Annotated in this window: 20 protein-coding genes and 1 tRNA gene; 9 read left to right on the top strand and 12 right to left on the bottom strand. The window is 71.6% G+C overall.

The window, feature by feature from the left end; translation table 11 throughout:
- Window positions 1–330 precede the first annotated feature (330 nt).
- Window positions 331–2,451 carry a cytochrome c oxidase assembly protein gene (locus tag ABEB12_RS15770; protein WP_185064186.1) on the bottom strand — a complete coding sequence of 707 codons (2,121 nt, stop codon included), beginning with the start codon at window positions 2,449–2,451 and terminating at the stop codon, window positions 331–333.
- A 108-nt stretch (window positions 2,452–2,559) separates the two neighbouring features.
- Between ABEB12_RS15770 and ABEB12_RS15765 the strand changes: the two genes are divergently transcribed.
- Window positions 2,560–3,138 carry a hypothetical protein gene (locus ABEB12_RS15765; protein WP_185064185.1) on the top strand — a complete coding sequence of 193 codons (579 nt, stop codon included), beginning with the start codon at window positions 2,560–2,562 and terminating at the stop codon, window positions 3,136–3,138.
- Between the two features lie 161 nt (window positions 3,139–3,299).
- Here ABEB12_RS15765 and ABEB12_RS15760 read toward each other — a convergent pair whose 3' ends face one another.
- The 8 genes from ABEB12_RS15760 to ABEB12_RS15725 form a co-directional block, all read right to left on the bottom strand.
- Complete coding sequence (locus ABEB12_RS15760) at window positions 3,300–4,007, bottom strand: B3/B4 domain-containing protein (RefSeq protein WP_345702844.1); 708 nt, start codon at window positions 4,005–4,007, stop codon at window positions 3,300–3,302.
- Between the two features lie 137 nt (window positions 4,008–4,144).
- Entirely contained in the window at window positions 4,145–4,921 is a 777-nt protein-coding gene (locus tag ABEB12_RS15755) for an SDR family oxidoreductase (RefSeq protein ID WP_185064183.1), read from the bottom strand.
- Window positions 4,921–5,814 carry a dihydrodipicolinate synthase family protein gene (locus ABEB12_RS15750; protein WP_185064182.1) on the bottom strand — a complete coding sequence of 298 codons (894 nt, stop codon included), beginning with the start codon at window positions 5,812–5,814 and terminating at the stop codon, window positions 4,921–4,923. Before ABEB12_RS15750 ends, ABEB12_RS15755 begins: the two co-directional genes overlap by 1 nt.
- The gene (locus tag ABEB12_RS15745; RefSeq protein WP_345702843.1) at window positions 5,811–6,626 is read right to left on the bottom strand and encodes an enoyl-CoA hydratase-related protein; all 816 of its coding nucleotides are present in this window, start codon (window positions 6,624–6,626) and stop codon (window positions 5,811–5,813) included. The genes ABEB12_RS15750 and ABEB12_RS15745 overlap by 4 nt, the downstream gene beginning before the upstream one ends.
- Before the next feature lie 8 nt (window positions 6,627–6,634).
- Window positions 6,635–7,807, bottom strand: a complete 1,173-nt coding sequence (locus tag ABEB12_RS15740; protein ID WP_185064180.1) for a CoA transferase — start codon at window positions 7,805–7,807, stop codon at window positions 6,635–6,637.
- Window positions 7,804–9,126: an FAD-dependent oxidoreductase gene (locus ABEB12_RS15735; protein ID WP_345702842.1), complete on the bottom strand. Its 1,323-nt coding sequence runs from the start codon at window positions 9,124–9,126 to the stop codon at window positions 7,804–7,806. Before ABEB12_RS15735 ends, ABEB12_RS15740 begins: the two co-directional genes overlap by 4 nt.
- On the bottom strand, window positions 9,119–10,396 hold the full coding sequence (locus ABEB12_RS15730; protein WP_185064179.1) for an MFS transporter: 1,278 nt from the start codon (window positions 10,394–10,396) through the stop codon (window positions 9,119–9,121). Before ABEB12_RS15730 ends, ABEB12_RS15735 begins: the two co-directional genes overlap by 8 nt.
- 85 nt (window positions 10,397–10,481) lie before the next feature.
- Window positions 10,482–11,078 carry a cupin domain-containing protein gene (locus ABEB12_RS15725; RefSeq protein ID WP_185064178.1) on the bottom strand — a complete coding sequence of 199 codons (597 nt, stop codon included), beginning with the start codon at window positions 11,076–11,078 and terminating at the stop codon, window positions 10,482–10,484.
- A 109-nt stretch (window positions 11,079–11,187) separates the two neighbouring features.
- On the opposite strand from ABEB12_RS15725, the gene ABEB12_RS15720 reads away from it, so the two are divergent.
- Window positions 11,188–11,261, top strand: a tRNA-Arg gene (locus tag ABEB12_RS15720).
- 29 nt (window positions 11,262–11,290) lie between these two features.
- Here the strand turns inward: ABEB12_RS15720 and ABEB12_RS15715 are convergent.
- On the bottom strand, window positions 11,291–11,797 hold the full coding sequence (locus tag ABEB12_RS15715; protein ID WP_185064177.1) for a hypothetical protein: 507 nt from the start codon (window positions 11,795–11,797) through the stop codon (window positions 11,291–11,293).
- A gap of 205 nt (window positions 11,798–12,002) precedes the next feature.
- Between ABEB12_RS15715 and ABEB12_RS15710 the strand changes: the two genes are divergently transcribed.
- Window positions 12,003–12,665 carry a methyltransferase domain-containing protein gene (locus tag ABEB12_RS15710; protein WP_185064176.1) on the top strand — a complete coding sequence of 221 codons (663 nt, stop codon included), beginning with the start codon at window positions 12,003–12,005 and terminating at the stop codon, window positions 12,663–12,665.
- 3 nt (window positions 12,666–12,668) lie between these two features.
- Here the strand turns inward: ABEB12_RS15710 and ABEB12_RS15705 are convergent, their stop codons facing one another.
- A complete protein-coding gene (locus ABEB12_RS15705; protein WP_345702841.1) occupies window positions 12,669–13,634 on the bottom strand; it encodes a GlxA family transcriptional regulator in 966 nt (321 codons plus the stop codon).
- A gap of 100 nt (window positions 13,635–13,734) precedes the next feature.
- Between ABEB12_RS15705 and ABEB12_RS15700 the strand changes: the two genes are divergently transcribed.
- The 5 genes from ABEB12_RS15700 to ABEB12_RS15680 all read left to right on the top strand — a co-directional run bounded on the left by ABEB12_RS15700 (window position 13,735) and on the right by ABEB12_RS15680 (window position 16,811).
- Entirely contained in the window at window positions 13,735–14,373 is a 639-nt protein-coding gene (locus ABEB12_RS15700; RefSeq protein WP_185064175.1) for an HD domain-containing protein, read from the top strand.
- A 10-nt stretch (window positions 14,374–14,383) separates the two neighbouring features.
- The gene (locus tag ABEB12_RS15695) at window positions 14,384–14,593 is read left to right on the top strand and encodes a hypothetical protein (protein ID WP_345702840.1); all 210 of its coding nucleotides are present in this window, start codon (window positions 14,384–14,386) and stop codon (window positions 14,591–14,593) included.
- A gap of 367 nt (window positions 14,594–14,960) precedes the next feature.
- A complete protein-coding gene (locus ABEB12_RS15690; RefSeq protein ID WP_185064174.1) occupies window positions 14,961–15,407 on the top strand; it encodes a hypothetical protein in 447 nt (148 codons plus the stop codon).
- A gap of 86 nt (window positions 15,408–15,493) precedes the next feature.
- Window positions 15,494–15,700, top strand: coding sequence for a CsbD family protein (locus tag ABEB12_RS15685; RefSeq protein WP_185064173.1), 207 nt, complete (start codon window positions 15,494–15,496; stop codon window positions 15,698–15,700).
- A gap of 151 nt (window positions 15,701–15,851) precedes the next feature.
- The gene (locus tag ABEB12_RS15680; RefSeq protein ID WP_185064172.1) at window positions 15,852–16,811 is read left to right on the top strand and encodes a YncE family protein; all 960 of its coding nucleotides are present in this window, start codon (window positions 15,852–15,854) and stop codon (window positions 16,809–16,811) included.
- On the opposite strand, the gene ABEB12_RS15675 is transcribed toward ABEB12_RS15680, so the two are convergent.
- A complete protein-coding gene (locus tag ABEB12_RS15675; RefSeq protein WP_345702839.1) occupies window positions 16,792–17,424 on the bottom strand; it encodes a maleylpyruvate isomerase family mycothiol-dependent enzyme in 633 nt (210 codons plus the stop codon). The genes ABEB12_RS15680 and ABEB12_RS15675 overlap by 20 nt on opposite strands.
- Before the next feature lie 188 nt (window positions 17,425–17,612).
- Here ABEB12_RS15675 and ABEB12_RS15670 point away from each other — a divergent pair, with 188 nt between their 5' ends.
- On the top strand, window positions 17,613–18,248 hold the full coding sequence (locus ABEB12_RS15670; RefSeq protein WP_185064171.1) for a TetR family transcriptional regulator: 636 nt from the start codon (window positions 17,613–17,615) through the stop codon (window positions 18,246–18,248).
- Window positions 18,249–18,341: the final 93 nt, after the last annotated feature.

Below are 18,341 nucleotides of genomic sequence, written 5' to 3'. Positions count from 1 at the left end.
CACCACAAAAGATGCGTCAAAAAGTTCAGCACACTGTTGAGTTCTCAAAAGACATCCACACACCTTCACGCCCCGCTGATTAGGCGGAACGTTCCGGGGTTGTTCCCCACTATACACCCCCTGGATCCTGCCGGACCCGGGGGGTCTTGCGGGGGCGTCCAACGGGCCGGCCACATCGAGGGGCTCCTTAGGAACTCCGTCTGTTTGTCCGGCGCCCCGTTGGCAAGGAGAAAGTTACGCGACGGCGAATTGGGCCTTGAAACCACCCCCCCTATTAGCGCGCTGACCAGCGCAAACAGGATGATTCGGGCTCGAGGGGCGGTTGTACCGTCAACCGCCCGCGGTGCCCGAACCGCGCTGTTCCACCCCGCCGGGTCGCACCGGGTCGGCATCGCCCGGCTTCGACCCACTCCCTTCGCCCCCCGCGGCGGGCGGTTCGGAGGGGTCCGCCCCGCCCGCCATCCGGCGCAGCATCGCGTTGTAGGCCACCAGGTCGGCATCCCCGTCCAGCTCCGCGCGACGATCGGCGCGCCGCGCGGACCGTTCGTCGATACGCGACCACTGCACGACCAGCGCCACCACCACGATCAACAGCGGCAACTCGCCGCTGGCCCAGGCCAGACCGCCGCCGAGCTTCTGGTCGGCCAGCAGGTTCGGCACCCAGGGCAAGGCCAGGCCGCCGTAGTACTCCCGCCCGATCACGTCCTTGGAGCTCATCAGCACCACGCCGAAGAAGGCGTGGAACGGCACCGAGGCGAACACCAGGCCCAGCCGGGCCACCGGCGGCAACCGTCGCGGCACCGGATCCACCCCGATGACCAGCCAGAAGAACAGCATCCCGGTGAGCGTGAAGTGCAGCAGCATCAGCAGATGCGCGGGATGCGAGGGCAGCGCGTACTCGAACAGCCCGGAGAAGTACAGCGCGTAGTACGTCCCGACGAACAGCGCCAGCGCGAGCAGCGGATGGCTCACCCAGCGGGCCAGGGGCGAGTGCAGGGCGCTCTGCAGCCACTCGCGCGCACCCGGGTCGCCGTCCCGCCCCGCCGGCGGCAGCGCGCGCAGCGCCAGGGTCACCGGACCGCCCAGGACCAGCAGGATCGGCGCCAGCATGGCCATGATCATGTGCTGCGCCATGTGCATGCTGAACATCGCCGGCGCGTACCGCCCGATCCCGGACGACGTGGCGAACACCACCATCGCGCAGCCGACCAGCCAGCTGGCCGTCCGCCCCGCCGGCCAGCGGTCCCCGCGCGCGGCGAGTCGGAGCACCCAGCGCAGGTAGAGGCCGGCGGCAACCAGTGCGGCGGTGCCGAACAGCAGGTCGAATCGCCAGTCGAAGAGGATCCGTAGGAGCGTGGGCGGCCCCGCCAGGTCGTAGCCGATCACCACCTCGGCCCGGCTCGGCGATGCCACTCCCCGGACCGGCGGGGCGCTGCGGCCCAGCGCCACGGCCAGCCCCATCGTGGCGAACATCACCAGCACTTCCACCGAGCCGAGTCGCAGCAGCGGTCGCCCGCGCCCCGCCGCCGCTTCCGCCACCGCGCGCCGGCGCTGCTGGTAGCCGATCGCGCCGAGCACGAGCAGCGCGACCGTCTTGGCCAGGATGAGGGCGCCGTAATAGGTGCCGACCAGGTCGGCCAGCGGGATCCGGACCAGCGCGTTCAGCAGTCCGGACCCGGCCATCACCAACCAGCAGACCAGTGCGAGCCCGGAGAACCGGGTGATCGCGGTGGGCAGCCGCTCCGCCGCCTCGGCCCGGCGGGCGGCGAGGCCGAGCACGCCGGCCAACCCGCCCACCCACAACGCGGCCGCCACCACGTGCAACATCAGGCTGTTGGTGGCCACATCGTGCGAGCCGCCCGCCGCCGAGTGGCCGGTCGCGGCGACCGGCAGCAGCCCGGCCACCGCGATCGCCAGCAGCACCACCGAAGCGCCCCAGGACAGCGCCATCCGGCAGCCGGCGAACACGGCCAGGGCGAAACCGGCGGTGACCAGCCACGACGTGGCGACGTCCAACCTGGGCACGATGGCCACCAGCCGGCTGAACCCGAGCACGTCGGTCACCGGGCGTCCCAGCCCGTCGGACACGGTGAGCGGCACCATCAACAGCGCGCCGAGCGTCCAGCAACCGGCGGCGTGTGCGGCGCCGCGCAGCGCGCGGTAACCGGTGACGTCCAGGTAACCGTTGCGCTCCGGGGCAACCAGGAACGCGGCGACCAGCAACCCGCCGACGGTCAGCACCGCGGCGATCTCGGTGAGGGTGCGGACCACCGGTAACCCGTAGGTGGTCAGCGCGCCGGGGTCGGGCAGGCCCAGGGCCTGCGCGATCGGCGTGCCGGAAAAGGCGGTCAGCCCGGCGGCCACGAATGCGGCCAGCCCCACCCCGATTGCCACCAGTGCCGGCTGCCCGGACCGGGTCGATCCGACCGCCTTCTGTTCCGAGTGCACCACCGGACCAGCCTAGAGCGCGTCTCGCGGACCTGTGCCGAGCGAGCACCGCGGCCGGCTGGATGGCCGGCGAGACGCACTCTTGGACGACGGGGCTGCCAGACTGCCCGGGTGTCCCTGCTGGAACGGGCTCGCGATCGCCACGGGCTGACCCCGGCCGAGTGGCTGGCCGGGGCAGTGCCGCGGGACCCGCCCGGCCCGGTCACCCGTATCGACCCGCTGTCGGTACCCATCCCCCACGGCAACAAGTCGCTGGGGAGTGCGCTGTTGGAGATGTGGCCGCCGTCGGCGGACGATCTGGACGGGCTGTTCGGCGAGCTGCGCCGGGTGCTGCGGCCGACCGGCACGCTGGTCGCGCTGGTGCCGTCGCGGCCCCGGTTCTCCCCGCGCTGGTGGTCGGTGCACCGGGCGGCGGGCGGGCGGCCCCGGTTCCGGAACGAGTCGGCGACCGACCGGCTCGGCTGGCTGTTCACCGCCGCCGACTTCGCCGTGTTGCTCGACCAGCGACGGGTGTTCCGGCTGGCGCTGGCCGACGCTTCGGGTGTGGTCGACGACCTCGTCGCCTCGGGATTCTGGCCGTCGGACGTCGCGGCGGAGCGGTTGGCGGGTGCGGCCGGGGCGTTCGCCCGGCTGGCCGGGGCGGACCGTTCGCTGGGCGTGCCGTTGCGGTTGGTGGTCGGGCGGCGGTAGCGCGGATCGCCCCGGGCCGCGCTGAGCCGCCCGGATCCGCGACATGGGCTGCCAGCACCCGCGATACACGCCCGCAGGACCCGCGATATGTGCATGCGGAATCCGCGACACGGCCCGGCGGAATCCGCGATATGGGGGTGGGGGTGGGGGTACGGGGTGGGTTAGGGGAGGAGGCGGGTGGTGAAGCGGGCTTGGGGGGAGAGGGTGCGGAGGTCGACCATGAGTTCGTTGGCGGCGGCTCGGAGGGCGGTGTCGGTCATGGGGGACAGGGCGTCCAGCAGGAAGACCGCCTTGGTGGTTTGTTCGGTCAGGCGGGTGCGGGTGCACTGGCGCCAGTTCCAGCGGCGGCAGGTCACGCCGTCGTTGTCCCGCCAGACCACCTCGCCGGGTTCCGGGTTCTCGAGCGCCGGCTCGCCGCCGGCCACCGTGTCGAACGTCTCACCGCCGGTCGCCCGGACCAGCCTCAGCGGCCCCCGGTACGCGGACACGTCCTCCCCGCCGATGGGCACCACGTGGGCGATGGAGATCGCGTTGTAGGCGTCGGCCAGCCGGTTGATCCGGGGCAGGCCCTCGTCCAGGCGGCGCAGCAGCGCCTCCATGCTGGGGCGGGTGCGCCGCGGCTTCGCGCCGAAGTCCCGGAACGCCTCCCGCCAGGCCAGCACGTGCGGGTGTTCCAGGACCGGGGCCTGCCGGAACAGCTCCCGCGCGCGTTCCTCGGCCGCCGCGAGCATGCGTTCACTCACCGCGTCGCTGGGGCCGGGTTCGAGGTCGTCGGCCAGGACCAGCAGCGCACGGTAGTCCGGGCGCAGCGCGCGGACGCCCCCGTCGATGGACGCGGCGGACAACCAGCTCTGCAGCTCAACGGTCACATGGTTCATCCTACTGATCCATCAAGTGCATTACGCCGACCGGACTCGCGGCGTTCCGGCCCGACCTTCATGATCATCATGACACCAGGGTCGTCCGGTGGCCCCGAAAGCGACCGCCGTGCCATGGTGATCACGGTCTACAGCACCCCAACGAGGCCGCCGTCGCAGCGCAGGGCGGTGCCAGTGACGTAGGACGCGGGGGCGCCGCAGAGGAACGCGGCGACCGCGCCGAACTCCGCGGGACTGCCGTAGCGGCCGGCCGGGATGCCCTTGGCGGACGCCGCGCGGGCCTGCTCGAGGGTCACGCCGGTGCGCTCGGCGGCGGCCGAGTCGATCACGTCGGTGCGGTCGGTGTGGATGCGGCCCGGCAGCACCAGGTTCACCGTGACGCCGTCGCCGGCCACGTCCACCGACAGGCTCTTCAGGTAGGCGGCCAGCGCCGAACGGCCGATGTTGGACAGCGCCAGGCCGGGCAGGGGCTGCACCACCCCGCTGGAACCGATCGCCACGATCCGGCCCCAGCCCCGCTCGCGCATGCCCGGCAACACGGCGTTGATCAGCTTCTGGTGCACCAGCAGCAGGTCGTGGACGGCGCGCGCGGAATCGTCGGCGGTCATCCCGGAGGCCGTGCCGGGACGCGGGCCGGGGCCGTTCAGCACCAGGATGTCGATCCGGTCGGCGAACGCGTCGCGGGCGGCGGCGAGCAGCGTCTCCGGGCCGTTCGGTGCGGTGAGGTCCACGGCGACCGGCACCGCCCCGGGCAGCTCGGCGGCGATGGCCCTGGCCCGCTCCTCCCGCCGGCCGCTGACCACCACGCTGGCCCCCTCGGCGGCCAGCGCTCGGGCGGTTGCCTCGCCGAGGCCGGCCGTCGACGCGCACACCACCGCGTTCCGCCCGGCAATTCCCAGATCCATCAGGTTCCCTTCGGGGTCGCGGCCAGATGCGCGTCGAGCTGTTCGCCCAGCGTGCCAGGCATCACAGCGGCCGGCGGACGTACCCCGGACTCGGCGATCAGGCCCAGCCGGCGCAGCGCCTCCTTCCGGATGGCCAGCCCGATCCGGGCCTGCGCCTCGAAGTTCACCAGCGGGAGGTAGGGCAGGTAGGCGGCGCGGGCGGCCGGATATCCGCCGTCCCGCCAGCCGCGAACGCAGGCCAGCAGGCCCTCCGGCACGGAGAAGCCGGTCATCGCACCGGACGCGCCGGCGGCCAGCTCGTCCAGCAGGCCGAGGCCGCCGAGGCCGCCGAACACCGGCACCCCGGGCGCTTCCTCGACCAAGGTGGCGATCGCCGCCGGGGTGGGCGGCGACTCCGCCTTCACCGCGACCACGCCCGGGGTGTCCCGAACCGCTTGCGCCAATGCCGACGCGGTGATGGTCACGCCGGTGACCAGCGGGTAGTCCTGTGGCACCAGGCCGAGACCGGTGGCCGCGCGGACCGCTCGCAGGTGCGCGGCGAGGGCGCCCGGGTTCGCCGAGTTGACCTGGACCATGGCGCCGGCCAGCCGGTCCGGCCCGACCACCTCGCGGGCCAGCCGGGCCTCCTCGATCACCGGGGCGGTCGCCGTCCCGGTGATGCCCACCACCAGCGGCAACCGGGTAGCGTCACACACCGACCGCAACACCGCCCGGCGTTCTGCGGAAGCCAGCTTGGCCGCCTCCCCGAACACACCGAGCACGGTCAGCCCGGTGGCGCCGATCTCCTCGTAGTGCCGGGCCAGCCGGGCCACGCTGTCGGTGTCCACGTCCAGCCCCGGGCCGGTGAACGGGGTGGCCAGCACTCCCCACACGCCCGGCTCCAGTGCGCTCATCGGCCGGGCCAGACCGGGGCGCGCTTCTCCTGGAACGCGCGCACCCCTTCGACGGCGTCCTCGCTGTTCAATGCGGCCATCACGGCGGGCAGGCGTGACGACTGCGCGTCCTTGGGGGACATCCCGCCGGTGCGCTGGACCAGCTGCTTGATCGCGCGCAACGAGGTCGGCGCGCAGGCCAGCACGTCGGCCACCCAGCGGTCCACGCACGCGTCCAGCTCGGCGGCCGGGACCACCTCGTTGACCAGGCCCATCCGGTACAGCTCGGCGGCCGGCGCGCGCCGGCCGGTGAGCAGCAGGCCCATCGCCTGGGTGTGCGGCACCCGGCGGACCAGCCGGGCGATCCCGCCGTCCAGTGGCAGCCGGCCGACGCGGGGCTCGGTCAGCCCGAACCGGGCGTGCTCGGCGGCCAGCACGATGTCGCAGCCCAGCACCATCTCCATGCCGCCGCCCAGCGCGTAGCCGTTCACCCTGGCGATCACCGGCACGTCCAGCGTGTCCCGCAGGGAAAGCCCGCCGAAGCCGTTCGGGTCCAGCTCGGACCAGTACTCCAGCCCGGTCTTCTCGATCGCCGACGCGGACATGTCGGCGCCCACGCAGAACGCCTTCTCCCCCGCCCCGGTGAGCACCACCACCCGCACCTCCGGGTCGGCCTCGATGCTCGCCCAGATCTCGTTCAGCCGTTGTGCCGTGGCCGGGTCGACCGCGTTCAGCACCGACGGCCGGTCGATGGTCACCCGCGCGACGTGGTCCGCCACTTCGCAGCGGACCCGTGAGTGCGGAGTGTGGCTATAGCCATACAAATCACTCACGGGGGTGGTCATCCGACCACGCCCTCGGCGCGCAGCTCGGCCACCCGGGCTTCGTCGTAGCCGTGCTCGGCGAGTACCTCGGCACCGTGTTCGCCCAGCCGGGGCGGCACCCGGCGAACGTCAGCCGGGGTGTCCGAGAGGTGTACCGGGGCGGCCAGGGCGCGGACCCGGCCGGCGACCGGGTGGGCCATGTCCAGCAGCATCCGGTTCACCTCGGTCTGCTCGTCGGCGAGTGCCTCGGTGAGCGTGCGCACCGGGGCGCACAGCAGGTCCTGCTCCTCCAGCCGCTTCACCCAGTGCTCGGTGCCCGCCGTGGCGAACCGCTCGCGGAAGATCCGCTGGAGCTCGGGGCGCGCGGCGATCTGCGCCTCCAGCGTGGGGAGCTCCACGGACAGGTCGTCGGTGTCCAACGCCGCGCAGATGTCCCGCAGCGGGTTCGCCTTGAACGCGCCGACCAGGCAGACCGCGCCGTCCGTGGTCTCGAACACCCCGGTCAGCGGCATGGCCGCCCAGTTCACCTCGCGGCCCCGGTTGAGCTGCATGCCGGCCTCCTGCATCTGCATGTGCAGCATGGAGTCGTACATGGCCACCTCCACCTTCTGCCCCTCACCGGTGCGCTCGCGGCCGAGCAGGGCCAGCAGGATGCCCTGCATCAGGTGCATGCCGGTGGTGTAGTCGCAGAGCGTGGTCGGGTAGACGGTCAGCGGCGTGTCCTCCGACGCGCGCCGCCACATCACCCCCGAGTACGCCTGCGCGAGGACGTCCTGCCCGCCCTTGTGCCGGTAGGGGCCGTCGGTGCCGAACCCGGTTCCGGAGGCCCAGATCAGCCTCGGATTCAGTGCGCTCAGCTCTTCATAGGAGAAGCCCAGCCGTTCCATCACCCCGGAGCGGAAGTTGCTGACCACCACGTCCGCGTCCCGGACCAGGTCGTAGATCACCTGCTTGCCGGCGTCCGACCGGGTGTCCACGGTGATGGAGCGCTTGTTCCGGTTGATGCTCAGGAACACCGGGTTGTCCAGCCCGTCCGGGTCGGGGATGGAGGAGCGGGAGAGGTCACCGCTGCCCGGGCGCTCCACCTTGATCACGTCGGCGCCGAAGTCGCCGAGCAGCTGGGTGCAGCACGGCCCCAGGTAGACCTGGGTGAAGTCGAGCACGGTGATTCCGTCCAGTGGCTGGGTCATGTCAGCACCTCCGAAGGCGTCGCGTTGGCCGACGGCACGTCACCGGGGTCCGCGCCCTGCTCCCGCATGCCGCGCTGGATATCCGCCGCCGGCACGTCGCGGACGGTGACACCGGCATCCACCGCCAGCGCGGCGGCGATCCCGGCGGCCTGCCCCATGGCCATGCACGGTGGGATCTCCCGGGACATCCGCTGCGCGTCCGGCGTGGCCGAGTAGTGCCGGCCGGCCACCAGCAGCTGGTCCACGCCGCGCGGCAGCAGCGCCCGGTACGGCGTGTAGTAGTCGCGGCCCCGGCAGACCGAGTCGATGAAGTGCCGGCGGGTGGTCAGATCCTCCTTGGTCACCACGTACTCGCCCCGCAGCAGCCGGGTCTGCCGCACCCCGATCTGCTCCGCCACGTCGATCACGAAGCACCGCTCGAAGCCGGGCAGCACCTCGCGCACGTAGTCCACCACGGCCGCGATGCGGGAACGGGCGTCGAACTCGGCCTCGGTGAGCGACTCCGGGTCGGCGCCGTCGTACCCGGTCAGGTGCGGGCAGTTGCACCAGACGACGCCGGGCAGCGGGGTCTTCAGCCACCACAGCTCCCAGGCGCCGCCGAGCATCCGCTTCACCTTGCGGTTGATCCCGCGCGCCTCCTTCGGCTGCTCGCGCTCGAACCGTTCGGCGGCGTCGGTGTCCACGCCGGCCAGCCGGAACACCAGGGTGACCAGGTAGCGGTCGTGCTGGAAGTCGGCCCCGGCGCGGGAGGCCACGTCGATGTCACCGGTGGTGTCGATCACCACGTCGCCCATGACCGCCTGCGGGCCGGCCTTGGTCTCGCACACCACACCTCGGATGACCCCGTCCTCCACGACCGGCCGGGAGAACCAGCTGTGCAGCCGCGGGTGGATGCCGTTCTCCCGGACCAGGTCGTTGGACACCCGCTTCCAGCCGTCCGGGTCGAACGCCACCGCGTAGCAGATCGGCTTGGGATGCCCCTGGGTGTGGAAGTCGTAGGCGCCCCAACGCGCCCAGCGGGCCCAGGTCTCCGGCGAGGCGTACCGGTCGGCCTCCGGCGGGTACACGGCCAGGCCGATCTTCTCCAGCCGCTCGACGTACTCGGAGACCACGCCGGTGACGGTGGTTTCGGCGCCGTTGCACATGTCGTCCAGCACCAGCACCATCCCGCCCGACGCCAGCCCGCCGAGCGCCGCGTAGCGCTCCAGCAGGGTCACCGACGCGCCCCGGCGAGCGGCCGCGACCGCCGCGCTCACCCCGGCCGGCCCACCACCCACCACGACCACATCGGAACGTCTCACCACGGGTGCTTCACTCACCGACGTACACCTCCCCCTTCCGACGGGCGAACACGTAGAGCGCGACGCTGATCACGCACAGCACGGCCAGGTACACCGGGAACACCCAGCCCAGGCCGCCGCGCTGCAACCAGACCAGCAGGTAGGACGCGGTGCCGCCGAACAGCGCCACGCCGATGCCGTAACCGATGCCGCAGCCGGACGCCCGGCAGGTACGCGGCATGAGCGACACGCTGACCACGTTGTAGAGCGTCATGTTCAGGGTCAGCACCACGCCGCCGACCAGCAGCACGGTGGCCAGCGTGCCGATCCCCGGCGCGGCGTAGGCCAGCATCAGGAACACGGTGGGCACCGCCAGTACCCGGGCGGCCAGGTAGGCCCGGGACAGCCTCACCCGGTCCGCCCAGCGCCCGACCAGCGGCGCACCGATGATCATGATCAGGCCGACCAGGGTGGTCAGCCCGTAGACCGTGGTCGGGTCCTCCCGGAAGGTGCCCCGGGCCAGGTTGGGCAGGCCGACGTTCCACGCGTAGCTGTACGCCTGCACCGCGCCGACCACGAACACGATGGCCAGCAGCCCGGCCCAGTGCCGGCCGACCTCCCGCCACACCTCGCCGGCGGACTCCTTGGGCGCCTCTTCACCTTCGTGAAGCGTTTCCGGGAGCGCCCGGCGCAGGTAGATCACCACCACGCCGAGCAGCGCGCCGACCACGAACGGCACCCGCCAGCCCCACTCGGCCATCGCCGCGTCACCCAGCACCGAGCTGGCCAGGAACGCGACCAGCGGGGCGCCGACCACGCCGAAGTTGACGAACATGCTGATCATGCCGCCGGCGTAGCGCCCTTCCTGGCCGGGAGCCAGCTCGGCGGCGTAGGCGGTGCCCAGCGGCGCCTCCACGCCGGTGGACAGCCCCTGCGCCAGCCGGCAGGCGACCAGGATGATGCCGGCCCACGGGCCGATCTGCTGGTAGGTGGGCAGCACCGCGATGACCACGGTGGACACCGCCATGATGCCCACCGAGACCAGCATGACGGTGCGCCGGCCGACGCGATCGGCCACGGTTCCCAACAGCATCCCGCCGAACGGCCGGGCGGCGAACCCGACGGCGAACACGGCCAGCGCGTTCAACGTGGCGGACACGGGATCGGCGGCGGGGAAGAAGTGCGGCCCGATCAGGGCGGCGAGCAGGCCGTAGACCTGCCAGTCGTACCACTCGACGGTGTTGCCGAGGCCGAGGCCGAGCAGTGCCCGGCGGTTGACGGACTTTCCGGGTGCCACGGATGTGGTCATGGCGGGGACACCTTCGGTTTCTGGGCGCGCGACAGTGCGCGCCGGGCCGGTGCGGTGTTGCCGGTGCGGCGAAAGTCGGTTCGAGTTACCAGGTAGGTGGAGTGATCACCCAGACCGAGGTGCAGACCTCGTCGCCCGGGTTCACGTACCAGTGCGGAATCGTGGATGCGTAGCGGATCGAGTCACCCGCGTACAGCCGGTGCGGGACGCCGTCCAGATAGACGTCCTTGACCCCGGACAGCACCAGACCGAACTCCTCGCCGTTGTGCCGGAACGGCGTGGCGCTGGTGTCCGAGCCGGGCGAGGTCTCCACCCAGGTCGCTTCCAGCGCGCCGTTCAGGTCCGGCGTGAGCAGCTCGTAGACGTCGTCGGACTTGAGACCGTGGTGGTCCAGCCGGCGGCGCTCCCCCTTGCGCACCACCGGCGAACTGCGCTCCTCGACGTGGAACAGCCGGCCGACCGGGATGTTCAGCCCGTGGGCCAGCTGGGCGAGCGAGGTGAACGCCGGATTGGCCTTCCCCCGCTCGATCTGGCTGATGATCCCGGTGCTCAGACCGGTCGACTCGGCCAGTTGTTCCAGGGTCAGCCCGCGCTCCTTGCGCAGCTCGCGGACCTTCGCCCCCACGGCGGTGAGCAGGCGCCCGGCGTCGACGGAAGTCTCCGGATCGGCCGCGCGCGTCATGAACTTCAGCATATTGAAGTTCTTCACTATGTCAACGGTTGAGCGAGCGGAACTCAGGACCGGCCGGGGCGATACCCTCATCCCGTACCGGACCCGCGTGCCGGTGCGGGCCCTCGTAGCTCAGCTGGACAGAGCATCGGACTTCTAATCCGGCGGTCGCAGGTTCGAGTCCTGCCGGGGGCGCCCAGCCTCACCCTCGACGGGGATAACGCCTACTTGTCGACCGGGTGCGGCAGCGGCATCGGCGGCACGGTGGGCTTCGGCAGCTGCACCGGCGGAATCCGCGACGGCACGGACGAGCCGACGATTCCCCTCACCCACTTCATGATCTGCTGGACGAAGTCGTTGATGGTCTTGTCCAGGCCGCCACCACCCGAGGGGTTCGGCTCACCCGGCGCGATCTGGGAGCCCCGCGAACCGCTCGACTGCTGCTGCTTGCCAGCCTGCTCCCGCAGGCACCGCAGCGTGTCGCAGTCGCTCAACTCCGAGACGCCCTGCTGCCCGCCCGAGCGCTGGCCGCCGCCTCCACCACCGAGCGGGTTGGTGGTCCAGTCGTTGTCCGGCCCGTCGTCGCTGCCGTCACCCTGCTGGGTGGCCTGATAGGCGGCGGGGGCGACCGCCGGCTGGGCCATCGCCACGCCCGGCGCGACGCCGGCGAAGACGGCGCACAGCACGCCACCGGCGACCGTGATCTTTCCGAGCGACCCTGCGCTGGTCATGGCGATCTACTCCAAAAGGTGGTTGTCCCGGCGGCGGCCAAGCCAAGTTGTTGATCACGGTATCCAGCGAGGATCACCGCGTCTACGCCTTTGACCAGGCACTCCATTAAGTCTTTGCAAAATCAACTTGCCACGGGCCGCTCGGGACCCGTCCCGGGCGCCACCCCCGCACGAGTGTCGGTGGTGGTCATTAGGGTCCGGTGCCGTGACCGCTTCCCAGATCGAACAACCGGCCGACCTCGACGACGTGCGGGCCTCCTACGACCGCGTCGCCGACAACTACGTCGAGATGAACCTCGGCGACATCAGGACCCACCCGTGGCTGCAGGCGGCGATGGACGGCTTCGTTGCCTCGGTGCGCGGCCTCGGCCCGGTCCTGGACGTCGGCTGTGGCCCGGGAAGCGTGACCAGGTACCTGGCCGGGCACGGCCTCGACGTCACCGGGGTCGACCTCTCGGCGCGGATGATCGAGCACGCCCGGCGCCTGCACCCCGAGCAGCGGTTCGCGGTCGCCTCGGCGACCGAGCTCGAGCTGGAACACTCCTCGTTCGGCGGGATCCTCGGCTGGTGGTCGCTGTTCAACCTGCCGCGTCACGTGCTCCCGGGGGTCCTCGAGTCCTTCGCCCGAGCGCTGGTTCCGGGCGGGCACCTCATCGTGGCGACCCACATGGGCGACGGCGACATCGAACGCACCGAGGCCTACGGCGCCGTGCCGGTGTCCTGGACCACTCATCTTTGGCAGCCCGAGCAGCTCTCGGCCCTGCTGGCCTCCGCCGGCCTCGAGCCGGTGGCGGAGCTGCGGCTGCCGGACGGCGGGGCCGGCGTTCGCGGGCTGGTGCTGGTCGCGCGGCGTCCCGCCGGTGCCTGACCGCTATTGCGGGTTCGGGCGGCGCGCGGTGCTGAACCGGCGTTGGTACGCGGCGGGGCTGATCGACAGCTCCCGCGCGAACACCCGTCGCAGGCTCTCGTAGCTGGGGAATCCGGCCGCGGTCGCGGCGTGCGTGGCGGTGTGTCCCTGGTCGAGCAGCGCGCGGGCCATGTCGAACCGGATGCTCTCCACGTACCGGGCCGGCGTGGTGGACAGTTCGTCGTGGAAGAGCCGGGTGAGTTGCCGGGGGCTCACGCTGAGCTGCTTGGCCAGCTCACCGGGCGAGTGGTCACGTTCGGGGTTCGCCGTCACCAGGTCGGTGATCTTCCGCAGGGCGGGCGAGCGGGGCGGCGGCCCCTGCAACGGTGCTGAGAACTGGGACTGCCCACCCGAACGCTGCATGTAGACCACCAGGGCGCGGGCGACGTCGCGGGCCAGGTCGGCGCCGTGGTCCTCCTCGAGGAGCGCGAGAGCCAGGTCGATTCCCGCGGTCACCCCGGCCGAGGTGTACGTGGTGCCGTCGCGGACGTAGATCGCGTCGGGCTCGACCCGGCACGTCGGGTACTGGGCGGCCAGCTTGCGCGTGACCTTCCAGTGCGTGGTTGCGCGCTTGCCGTCGAGGAGGCCCGCGGCGGCGAGGACGAATGCGCCGGTGCAGATCGACGCGACCCGGCCGGCCCGGGCGGCCGGCCCCCGCGCGGCCTCCGCCAGGTCTCGCGGCACGGCTGTACGCGGGTAGAGGCTCGAGCCGGCCACCAGGAATAGGTGCGGCGCCGGCTCGGAGGCGACGGAACCGGCGACCGCAACCCTGATGCCGAGGTTCGACGTGACGTCGTCACCGGTCGGCGACAAGAGCGCGATCTCGTAGTCGGCCCCGAACCGGTTCGCCTCCTGGAACACCTCGGCCGGCCCGGCGACGTCCAACAGCGTTACCCCGTCGTAGACGAGGACGGCGACGCGGCGGGGCACGGCGCATTGGTAGCACACCGTTTTCGCCCGTCCGGATTTAAGGGATTCCTGGCCGGATGGAGGCGGCGTCGGCCGGGGCGCGATCGGCAGCATGGCTAACATGTCCGAGGTCATCGCGGGGATACGGATTCCGGAGACGGCGGCGGCCGCCGAAGCGACTCGCCTCATCCGGGAGACGACCAGCCCCCTCATCTACCACCATTCCCTCCGCGTCTTCTTCTTCGGCGAAATCCACGCGCGCCGGCTCGGGGTGAAACCCGATCCCGAGCTGCTCTACCTCGCCGCGCTGTTCCACGACACCGGCCTGCTGACGCCGTTCTCCGACGTCCAGCGGCGTTTCGAGGTGGACGGGGCCGACCACGCGCGCCGGTTCCTGGTGGAGCACGGTTTCTCACCGGCTGCCTCGGACACCGTGTGGACAGCGATCGCCCTGCACACGACGCCGGGGATTCCCGACCGGATGGGTCCGGAGATCGCCTCCCTGTACCTCGGCGTGCTGACCGACGTGCTCGGTTTCGGCCTGGACGGGCTCGACGCCGACCGGGTCGGGGAAATTCTCGCCGCCCATCCCCGGGGCGACTTCAAGAAGGAGTTCCTCCGGGCCTACTTCGACGGGCAGAAAGACCGCCCGGAGACCACCAACGGGACCGTGAACTCCGACGTCCTCGAGCATTTCATCCCCGATTACCGGCGCACGACCACCGTCGAGCGCATCATCGGCTCGGCCTGGCCGAGCTGAAAGGACCGACATGAAAGCCATCACCGTGCACGACCGCGACGCCGGCATCGACGGGCTCGAGCTGACCGACATGCCGTACCCCAACGCCGCCGAGAACGACGTCATCGTGCAGGTCCACGCCGCCGGCTTCACGCCCGGGGAGCTCAACTGGCCCGGAACCCCGGGCACGAAGCACGCCCCGACAGTTCGCCGGCTCGGAGAACCGCCGTCACGTTCATGATCAGCAGGCAGCCAGCGTGGTTTCCGGCCGCCACAACCGCCCTGGTTGCCTGATGATCACCGTTTGCATGGTCATCAGGACATGAGAGTCGCCTCGACGCCCGGAAACGGCCACCATGCCCTGCTGATCATGTATCGAGCGCCCAGCAGGCCAGGAGGCGGCGGTCACCGCGGACTGGCCCGCTGGTCCGGCGGTTCGAGGTCGAAGTACCGGCGCGCGTCCTGGTAAGCCCGGGACCACCGGTTCCAGAATCCGTCCGATAGCGAACAGGCCATCTTTTATATCGTGATCATCAACCGGTAGCCCCAACCTTTCGGCACCGGGTCGGGTCCCAATGCACGTAGACCACGGGCGATGGGAGCGACCGATGAACGAGAGCCTGCCGATCCGTTACGCCGGCTGGCACGACGGGCGGGTCCGGACCCTCACGGTGACCCTGTGGGGCAGCCGGTGGTGGAGCGGCCCGACGGTGCACGTCAACATCGACGGCTTCAACCACGTGCTGCCGTGGGGCACGGCGGTGTTCGAGATTCCCGCCGGCCGCGCGGTGAGCGTGAGCGTGTACCAGGTGGTGAACGCCCCCGTGGGGCTGGCCTCGACCACCCTGGCGCCGCACGACCCGCCGGTGCTGGAGTACCGGTCGCCCGGCAACGCCCTGCGCGCCGCCGAGCTCGGGCCGCCCGGGAACACCCGGCCCCGGGGAAGCCGGTCACCGGCGGCGGAGCGGGTCACCGCCGTCCGGATCTTGACCCTCCTGCTGATGGCGCCGGCGGTGATCGTGCTGGTCCTGGTGCTGGTCGCGGTCGTGCTCTGAGACGCACGCCACCCGGCGCATATCGGGGCGCGCGGCGGGTATGCCCCTGGTCGTCCGAGCAGTCGAGGACAAAGAGGAGGACTCCAATGGGGCTTTTCGGAAAGGCGAAGGGCAAGGCCAAGGAGGCCGCCGGCAGCGTCACCGGCAGCGACGACCTGCGCCGCGAGGGCCAGGCCCAGCAGCGCAAGTCCGAGGAGGAGCTGAAGGCCGAGCGCGCCCGTCTCGAGGCGGAACGCCACGAGCAGCGGGCCGAGCGGCACGAGCGCTTCGAACAGGGCCACCAGGGCACCTGACCCGGGCTCGGGCGCGGCGGTCCCCCATGACCGCCGCGCCCTTTCACCGCGCGCAACAACCAATTCCGGAAATGACAACTGCACGGCGGGAAATCCTCGTATTCCGACAAAGGCCGTAGTCGGGCGGCCAATTGCTCGGTACCAATTCGTCATGACCAATTACCTGGCCACCTGCAACCAGCTGGGCCACACCGTGATCGCCCTGGACGCCGACGACTACACCGAGGTCGCCCGCATCGAGACGCCGCCCGAGCCGCACATGCTGGTGTTCGACCAGCGCCGCAACCGGCTCTACGTGGCGATCACCTACCGGGACGGCTTCTACGACCAGCACGGCCCGCACGGCGCCGAGATCGTGGTGATCGACGTGGCCGAGTGGCGGATCACCGAGATCGTCGACATCTCGCCGTACGCCGGCCCACACGACATGTACCTGGACCCGGTGCGCGACCGGCTCTACCTGGCCTGCGAGTCGCACGGCGGCTGCGTGGCCGGGCTGGACCTGGCCACCCTCGCCGTCACCGGGCACATCCCCACCGAAGCACCGGGCCCGCACTGGCTGGCCGCGCTGCCCGACCGGAGCAAGGCCTACACCGGCAACAAGGAGGCCAGCTTCGTATCCGTGCTGGACCTGACGGCCGACCGGCTGCTCGGCAAGATCCCGATGCCGAACGGCTCGGAGGACCTGGAGGTGTCACGGGACGGGCGGCTGCTCTACGCCTGCGACCGGGGCCGGCCGTTGCTGCACGTCATCGACACCGCCACGGACACCGAGCGGCACAGCGTGCAACTCCCGGACAACCCGCACCGCATGCACCTGACCGAGACCGGCCTGGTGGTCATCTCGCACTTCCACCTGAGCCGGTGGAGCTTCCAGCGGCCGGTTCCCGGGTCGGTCAGCGTGTACGACCCGGCCGCGCGGAAGATCGTGGCTCAGGTGGAGGTCGGCGCGGGGCCGCTCGGCATCACCTCCAGCCCGGACGGCCGCCGGGTCTTCGTGGACAACGCCAACGACGCCAACATGACAGTCATCGACACCGCGAGCTGGACGGTCGAGCGCACGGTCCCCCTGGACCGGGGTGCGCACGAGGTCATCCACTTCCGCTCGTAGCCAGCGCGGCGACCCCCGGCCCGGCGAGCTCGTCCGGCGCCACCGGTCGCCCGGAGACGGCCAGCAGCAGGGACAGCGCGGTCCCGCTGACCTCCGGCCCCTCCCCGATGGAGAGGTCGGCGTCGGTCGCGGTCAGCCGGACCCCGGCCACCAGCTCCTTGGCCCCGCCGAAGGACGCGGACGTGCGGGCCTGCAGTCGCAGCGACCGCGCCACCGCCTCCAGCGGGTAGGACCGGGTCAGGCCCAGCGGCCGGCGGATGTCCTCGCCGTGCACGACCTCCTCGACCAGCCGGGTGTCCAGCGGCGCCGGCGGGGTCGACGTCCGCGACGCCACCTCGCGCAACCGCTCCAGCGTCTCCGCCGGGGAGGCGCCCCGTTCCCGCGCCACCCCGCGCTGGTTCTGCCGGTGGAAGTCGAAGCCCGCCGCGGCCAGGCCGACCACGAAGCCCAGCCTGGTGGTCCGGGCGACGTCGACCATGTGCGCCACCACGTCGTGCACGGTCCACCCGGGGCAGAGCGAAGGCTCTTCCCACCGCTCCGGTGCGACCCGGGCGAGGTCGTCGATCAGCGCCGCGCGCTCCGCGTGCACCATCGGCCAGATGTCGTCCTTCACGGCTTCTCCCTTAGCTCCGCCACGGGGGTTCGCCAAGTGAGACTCGCGGCCGGGGGCGAACTCATCGCCCGGCGGCGCCGGGCCAGGAGGTTTCACTTCGCCTGCCGACCGTCTCTGGATTGGCCCCGGTCGCCGAGGGCGGGCGCAATTCGGCGGGAGCGGCCCCGGGCGGTCCATAAGATCATCTTGTGGCTGTCCATCTCCGCCGGTCGAACGGCGATACCGCTGATGAGCGGATCCGGCGGGGTACCCGGCTGCGCCAGGAGCTGATCGAGGCCACCGTGCGGATCATCGCCCGGGAGGGCACCGCCGGCGTCACCCACCGGGCGGTGACCGCCGAGGTCAACGCCGAGCCGGGCGCGGTGGTGCACCACTTCGGCTCCCGCGACGTGCTGCTCCAGCAGACCCTGGAGTACCTGATGCGGCGGCAGGCCGCACTGCTGCAGCCGTACTGGTCGCAGCTGGAACGGCACGCGCGCAACCCGGAGGCGTTCACCGACCGGCTGTGCGTGCTGGCGTCGGTGATGGTGCAGGGCGACCGGGACGTCGGCATCGCCACGTTCGAGCTGCAGCTCGCCGCCTCGCGCACCCCGGAGCTGCGTGAGGTGCTCGCCGAACGCGGGCGCGCCTTCGCCCGGCTGGCCGAGAAGGCGCTCACCGAGCTGGGCTCCACCGACCCGCGCGCGGACTCCGCGCGGCTGATCAACGCGATCGGCGGGCTGCTGGCCGGTCAGCTCGCGCTGCCCCGCCGCGACTTCGAGGAACGGATCCTGCGCCCGGTGGTGCACCGGCTGGTCACCGCGATCGCCCGGCCGGCCGCCTAGGCGCATCTTCGCATTCTGGGGCCGGTGCGGACGGCCGGTGCCAGTTTCTCAAGATCGCCTGGACGGCGCGGTCGGATGCGCTGCCCGAGGATG

It is taken from the genome of Actinospineispora eucalypti, assembly GCF_039543365.1.
GTDB classification, from domain to species: Bacteria; Actinomycetota; Actinomycetes; order Mycobacteriales; family Pseudonocardiaceae; genus Pseudonocardia; species Pseudonocardia eucalypti.
This window is presented reverse-complemented; position numbering and strand designations above follow the sequence as displayed.

What these genes read in the sequence shown, in the direction of transcription:
- ABEB12_RS15730 (WP_185064179.1), bottom strand. Translation starts at nt 10,396, where the DNA reads ATGACCACATCCGTGGCACCCGGAAAGTCCGTCAACCGCCGGGCACTG.
- ABEB12_RS15750 (WP_185064182.1), bottom strand. Translation starts at nt 5,814, where the DNA reads ATGAGCGCACTGGAGCCGGGCGTGTGGGGAGTGCTGGCCACCCCGTTC.
- ABEB12_RS15740 (WP_185064180.1), bottom strand. Translation starts at nt 7,807, where the DNA reads ATGACCCAGCCACTGGACGGAATCACCGTGCTCGACTTCACCCAGGTC.
- ABEB12_RS15755 (WP_185064183.1), bottom strand. Translation starts at nt 4,921, where the DNA reads ATGGATCTGGGAATTGCCGGGCGGAACGCGGTGGTGTGCGCGTCGACG.
- ABEB12_RS15725 (WP_185064178.1), bottom strand. Translation starts at nt 11,078, where the DNA reads ATGACGCGCGCGGCCGATCCGGAGACTTCCGTCGACGCCGGGCGCCTG.
- ABEB12_RS15690 (WP_185064174.1), top strand. Translation starts at nt 14,961, where the DNA reads ATGAACGAGAGCCTGCCGATCCGTTACGCCGGCTGGCACGACGGGCGG.
- ABEB12_RS15680 (WP_185064172.1), top strand. Translation starts at nt 15,852, where the DNA reads ATGACCAATTACCTGGCCACCTGCAACCAGCTGGGCCACACCGTGATC.
- ABEB12_RS15685 (WP_185064173.1), top strand. Translation starts at nt 15,494, where the DNA reads ATGGGGCTTTTCGGAAAGGCGAAGGGCAAGGCCAAGGAGGCCGCCGGC.
- ABEB12_RS15715 (WP_185064177.1), bottom strand. Translation starts at nt 11,797, where the DNA reads ATGACCAGCGCAGGGTCGCTCGGAAAGATCACGGTCGCCGGTGGCGTG.
- ABEB12_RS15700 (WP_185064175.1), top strand. Translation starts at nt 13,735, where the DNA reads ATGTCCGAGGTCATCGCGGGGATACGGATTCCGGAGACGGCGGCGGCC.
- ABEB12_RS15695 (WP_345702840.1), top strand. Translation starts at nt 14,384, where the DNA reads ATGAAAGCCATCACCGTGCACGACCGCGACGCCGGCATCGACGGGCTC.